A 6120-nucleotide genomic window follows, 5' to 3' on the forward strand; every position below is an offset into this window, starting at 1 on the left:
GGTTCTTCGTCGACATCATGTCCTCGAGGATCTCGGGAGGGCGTGGCGGCGCGGCAGCGCCGGACGGGGCGAAGCCTACCCGCGGCACCTGAACGTTCGCCGGGAATGTCCTGCCGGGCCGACCGGCGTCGAGTGCGACAGGTCAGAGGATGTCGGGCGGCCCGCTGATGGGCCACCACTCGATCGTGGGGTCGGACAGCACGGGTGCGACGAGGATCACGGTGAGCACCAGGCAGACGGCCACGGCGACCACGGCGCCGATGCGGACCGGGGCGATCTTCCCGACGATGATGCGGCCGCCCTCGCGTGCGGAGCCGCCCGCCGGCCCGAACCACGTGGCCAGGAGCGCGACGACCATCACGCCGGCCAGGACGCCGTTGAACACGATGTCCTCGTTCATCCCGCCCTGGGAGCGCGCCTCCAGGTCCGCGCGGGGCAGCACGATGAGGTGCCCCGCGCCGAACAGCCACCAGCCGGCCAGCAGGGTCAGCAGCCCGGCGCAGGCGCCGACCAGCACCGCGGGGATCGACCCGAGGATCCCGAGGAACGCGTGCCAGGGGAACAGCAGCGTGCCGACGAGCCCGTCGGAGCGGCGGACGCCCTTGTGCTCGCGCCGCGTGTGCAGCCGGTCGCCCGACGTCGCGACGGCGCGGCACACGAGGACGAGCGCGACGAAGGCGCCGAACCCGATGAGCGGGCGCGTGGCCGCGAGGGCGACCAGCGGCAGCGCGACGGCGACGGCGGTGCCGGTGCGCCGCCGGTGCACGGGGCGCACGTACGGGCCGGGTGGCTCGGGCGGCAGCTCCTCGACCAGCTGGTCGTAGCCCTTGTAGCGGACGTCGCCGACCGGGATGGCGCGGGTGGCGCCGTCCTGCGCCTGCAGCCGGTCGCGCTCCAGCGCGGTCATCGTCTGCGTGGGGTCGTCGGCGTCGGCCGGCGTGGCGGGGGCCGACGCGGCGGGGCGGTCGGGCGCGACCGGTGGCGGGGGCGGCGGCGCGGCCTGGGGCGTGCCCGGCGCGATCGGGACGGCGCCCGTCGGGGGGTACGACGCCGGGGCGGCGGCCGCCGCGGCGACCACCTGCGTGGGCAGCCCCACCCGCTGGGTCTCCTCGGACTGCGCGATGCGCTGGGTGGCGTCGGGGCCGGCCCACGGGTCGGGGGCGCCGCCCAGGGCGTCGTCGAGGTCGCGGCGCAGGGCCCGCGCCACCTCGGTGGGCCCCCAGCGGAGCGCCGGGTCGGCCTGCAGCGCCCCGGCGAGCGCCCGCGCGGTGCGTGCCGGCAGCCCGTGGAGGTCGGGCCGGCCCTCCCGCGAGCGCCGCAGCACGAGCTCGGTGGGCCGCACACCGAACGGTGAGCGGCCGGTGGCCGCGAACGAGAGCAGCGCGGCCCAGCTCCACCAGTCGGTCTCCGCGACGGGCGCCCCGCCGTCGAGCAGCTCGGGGGCGATGTAGCCGGGGGTGCCCATGACGAACCCCGCGGACGTCGTCCGGGTGTCGCCGGGGCCCTGCGCGATGCCGAAGTCGATGAGCACCGGGCCCTGCGCGGTGATCATCACGTTGGAGGGCTTGAGGTCGCGGTGCACCACGCCCGCGTCGTGCACGGCCTCGAGGGCCGCGGCCAGCTGGTCGGCGAGGGAGAAGACGTCGGCGGCGTCGAGCGGGCCGCGCTCGTCCACCTCCTCCTCGAGGGTGACGCCGTCCACCAGCTCGGTCACGACGAACGCGTACGGGCCCTCCAGCTCGGCGTCGAGCACCTGCGCGACGGCGGGGTGCCGCAGCCGCTGCAGGGCCGCGGCCTCGCGACGCAGCCGCTCGCGCCCGGCGGGGTCGGCATCGACGTGCGCGTGCAGCACCTTGAGCGCCACGCGGGCGCCGCCGCCGTCCACCGCCTCGTAGACCGCGCCCATCGCGCCGCTGCCGAGGGGTCGCACCACGGTGTACCCGCCGACCTCTGCGCCCTCGGCGAGCCCGCCGTCACGGGTCCGGGGAGCGCGCGGCGCGCGGTCCGACGACGCGCCGTTCCGCGCCGTCCCGTGCTGGGACGCGCCGTTCTGGGACGCGCCGTTCTGGCCACCGTCGCGCGCGGCCGACGGGGGCCCGGGCACGGGGTTGCGCCCCGGGACCTGCACCGCGTCGACCTCACCCATGGGGCACACCGTATCCGTCCGGACCCCCCGGGGCGCGCCGTGCCGCGCGGGTCCGCGGCAGGTCACAGCCGGGTCGAGGGCCGGTCGCGAGCGGGTGACGTCGGGCCGCGCCCGGCGAGGCAGGGACGCCGTCGGTACCCTGTCCGGGGAGGACGTTGTCCTTTCGAAGTCCTCCGGAGTCCTTGAAGGATTCCTGGCAGAGCACGTGGAGAGAGGTCCCTTGGCAGGCAAAGGTTCGTCAAGCAGCCATCGTCGGAAGGGCGACGGGTACGACCTCGTCGTCGTCGCCAACCGGCTCCCCGTCGACTTCACGGTCGACTCCGACGGCGGGGTGGACTGGCACCGCTCCCCCGGCGGCCTCGTCACCGCACTCGAGCCGGTGATGCGCGAGGCGGACGGCGCCTGGGTCGGCTGGTCCGGCGCCCCCGACCTCGAGCACGAGCCCTTCGAGGCCGACGGCATGCTCCTGGTGCCGGTCACCCTCAGCAAGCCGGAGATCGAGCGGTACTACGAGGGCTTTGCCAACGACACGCTCTGGCCGCTGTACCACGACGTCATCTCGCCCCCGACCTACCACCGGCAGTGGTGGGACGCCTACCGGCGCGTCAACCGCCGGTTCGCCGAGGCCGCGGCCGCGCAGGCGGCCGAGAACGCCGTCGTGTGGGTGCACGACTACCAGCTCCAGCTGGTGCCGAAGATGCTCCGCGACCTGCGGCCCGACCTGCGGATCGGGTTCTTCGACCACATCCCCTTCCCCGCGGTGGAGCTGTTCCAGCAGCTGCCGTGGCGCACCCAGATCGTCGAGGGCCTGCTGGGCGCGGACCTCATCGGCTTCCAGCGCGGGGGCGACGCGTCGAACTTCGTCCGCTCCGTGCGGCGGCTCACGAAGCACACCACGCGCGGGCCGATCATCACGGTCGCGGAGGAGGACGGGCGCCCCGCCCGGCACGTGCGGGCCGCGGCCTTCCCCATCTCGATCGACTCCCACCACTTCGACGCGCTGGCCCGCGAGCCGGAGGTGCAGGCCCGCGCGAAGGAGATCCGCGCCGACCTCGGCAACCCGAAGGTGATGATGCTGGGCGTCGACCGCCTCGACTACACCAAGGGCATCCGGCACCGCATCAAGGCGTACGGCGAGCTGCTGCAGGACGGCCGGCTCGACGTCGAGGACGCGACTCTCGTGCAGGTCGCCAGCCCCAGCCGCGAGAACGTGGGCGCCTACCAGGACCTGCGCGAGCACGTCGAGGTCCTCGTGGGCCGCATCAACGGCGAGTTCGGCGAGCTCGGGCACTCGGCGATCCACTACCTGCACCACTCCTACCCGCCCGCGGAGATGGCCGCGCTGTACCTCGCGGCCGACGTCATGCTCGTGACGTCGCTGCGCGACGGCATGAACCTCGTGGCGAAGGAGTACATCGCGGCGCGCTCGGACGAGCAGGGCGTGCTGGTGCTGAGCGAGTTCACCGGCGCGGCCGACGAGCTCGCCCCCGGGCCGCTCCTGGTCAACCCGCACGACATCGACGGGATGAAGGACACCATCGTCGCGGCGGCGCACATGCCCCCGCGCGAGCAGCGGCGCCGGATGCGCCGGCTGCGCCGCAAGGTGATGGCCGACGACGTCGCGAAGTGGTCCGAGACGTTCCTCGGCGTCCTCACCGCGATGCCGGCCCGGTCGAGCCGCGGGTGAACGGGCAGCAGGTGACCGGCCAGGTGACCGGGCAGCAGCTGACCGGGCCCGTGCCGGGCGGGGACGAGGCGGCCGAGGCCGCGGTGCTCGCGTTCGCCCGCCGGCCGGGGTCGACGCCGCGGGTCGCGCGGCTCGTCGCGCTCGACTTCGACGGGACGCTCGCGCCGCTGGTCGACGACCCCTCGGCGTCCACGATGACGCCGGCCGCCCGCGCGGCGGTGGAGCGGCTCGCCGCGCTCGCGGCGCGGCCGGTGCCGACCGGGGGCGACGAGCTGCGGCTCGCCCTCGTCTCGGGGCGCAACCTCACCGACCTCGCCGCCCGGTCCGGCGTGCCGGCCGGCACCTACCTGGTGGGCAGCCACGGGGCGGAGACCGGCCGGGTCGCCGCGCACGGCGTCGACGCCGTGCCGCTGCGCCTCACCGGTGCGCAGGCGGACCGGCTGGGGCGGCTGCGCGAGGGGCTGCAGGACGCGGTCGACGGGCGGCGCGGCGCGTGGGTGCAGGACAAGCCCAGCGCCGCCGTCCTCCACACCCGGCTCTGCGACGCCGACGACGCGCGCGCCGCGGCGGCCGACGCCGACGCGGTGGCCGCGCGGCTCGGTCTGCACGCGATGCACGGCAAGGACGTCGTCGAGATCGCCGTCGTCCCCACCTCCAAGGGGATCGCCGTCGAGCGGCTGCGCGAGGAGCTGGAGGAGGGCGACGAGCACCTCCGGGGGCTCGTCCTCTACGCCGGCGACGACACCACCGACGAGGCCGCGTTCGAGGTGCTCGGGCCGGGCGACCTGGGCGTCAAGGTCGGCCCCGGGCCGACGCGGGCGAGGGAGCGCGTGGCGGACGCGGACGCGCTCGCCGCCCTGCTGGAGCGCCTCGCGGACGCGCTCGAGCACTGACGGACAACCCTTTCCGAGCCCCCGCGGGTCCCTGACCTGGGCTGTGTCGGAACTCACGCCCGGGGCATGTACGATCATCCCGGCGCACCGACCCGAGGCCGTCCGGCCGAGGCCCCGGAGCGCGCGACAACAGAATGTGTCACCGCCGACACGCCAGCGTGAAAGCAACGGCACCCACCCACAACGGATCGTCCGGCACGTACCTGCCGGTGGAGGGATTGCAACCATGGCAACGGTCACCTTCGACCACGCGACGCGCATCTACCCGGGCACGGAGCGCCCGGCCGTCGACCAGCTCAACCTGCACGTCGAGGACGGCGAGTTCCTCGTCCTGGTCGGCCCCTCGGGCTGCGGGAAGTCCACCTCGCTCCGCATGCTCGCCGGCCTGGAGGACGTGAACGGCGGCAGCATCCTCATCGGCGACCGCGACGTCACGGACGTCCAGCCGAAGGACCGCGACATCGCGATGGTGTTCCAGAACTACGCGCTGTACCCCCACATGTCGGTGGCGGACAACATGGGCTTCGCGCTGAAGATCGCCGGCACCCCCAAGGCCGAGATCCGCCAGCGCGTCGAGGAGGCCGCCAAGATCCTCGACCTCACCGAGTACCTCGACCGCAAGCCGAAGGCGCTCTCCGGTGGTCAGCGTCAGCGCGTCGCCATGGGTCGCGCGATCGTGCGCCAGCCGCAGGTGTTCCTCATGGACGAGCCGCTGTCGAACCTCGACGCCAAGCTCCGCGTCCAGACGCGTACGCAGATCGCGTCGCTGCAGCGCCGCCTCGGCGTCACGACCGTCTACGTGACGCACGACCAGACCGAGGCGCTCACCATGGGCGACCGCATCGCGGTGCTCAAGGGCGGCCTGCTGCAGCAGGTCGGCACGCCGCGCGAGATGTACGACACCCCGGCCAACGTCTTCGTCGCGGGCTTCATCGGCTCGCCGGCGATGAACATCGCCACCTTCAAGGTCGACAACGGCGTGGCCCACGTGGGCCACGCGCGGGTTCCGCTGGAGCGGTCGACCGTGGAGCAGCTCACCGACGCCGACGGCGGCAAGATCACCATCGGCTTCCGCCCCGAGGCGCTCGAGGTGGTCTCGGAGAGCACCGAGAACGCGATGCCCGTGGCCGTCAACCTCGTCGAGGAGCTCGGCTCGGATGCCTTCGTCTACGGCACGCTCGTCGGCCCCGCCGCCGAGGAGGCCGAGGTCCGCTCGGGCGCCGGCGACAACCAGGTGATCGTGCGCATCGACCCGCGCAACGTCCCCATGAAGGGCGACACGATCCACGTGACGATCAAGCCGGGTCAGTCGCACCTCTTCTCGGCCGCGACGGGCAACCGCCTCAACTGACCCAGGACTGAGTCAGAGCACCGCCCGAGGGGCGGGTCCGGCT

At 74.3% G+C, this 6120-nt stretch carries 4 protein-coding genes; 3 read left to right on the top strand and 1 reads right to left on the bottom strand.

Features of this window, described 5'->3' with window-relative positions; translation table 11 throughout:
• Positions 1-142: 142 nt before the first annotated feature.
• Positions 143-2146, bottom strand: coding sequence for a serine/threonine-protein kinase (locus tag ACFUVW_RS18835; protein ID WP_430572835.1), 2004 nt, complete (start codon positions 2144-2146; stop codon positions 143-145).
• Positions 2147-2366: 220 nt separating this feature from the next.
• Here ACFUVW_RS18835 and ACFUVW_RS18840 point away from each other — a divergent pair, with 220 nt between their 5' ends.
• From ACFUVW_RS18840 to ACFUVW_RS18850, 3 genes are all read left to right on the top strand, one after another.
• Positions 2367-3833, top strand: coding sequence for a trehalose-6-phosphate synthase (locus ACFUVW_RS18840; RefSeq protein ID WP_430572836.1), 1467 nt, complete (start codon positions 2367-2369; stop codon positions 3831-3833).
• Entirely contained in the window at positions 3830-4726 is an 897-nt protein-coding gene (gene otsB / locus ACFUVW_RS18845; protein WP_430572837.1) for a trehalose-phosphatase, read from the top strand. Before ACFUVW_RS18840 ends, otsB begins: the two co-directional genes overlap by 4 nt.
• 226 nt (positions 4727-4952) lie before the next feature.
• Positions 4953-6077, top strand: coding sequence for an ABC transporter ATP-binding protein (locus ACFUVW_RS18850; RefSeq protein ID WP_430572838.1), 1125 nt, complete (start codon positions 4953-4955; stop codon positions 6075-6077).
• Positions 6078-6120: the final 43 nt, after the last annotated feature.

Origin of the sequence: Isoptericola sp. NPDC057391 (genome assembly GCF_042668085.1) — a bacterium.
Taxonomy (GTDB): domain Bacteria; phylum Actinomycetota; class Actinomycetes; order Actinomycetales; family Cellulomonadaceae; genus Isoptericola.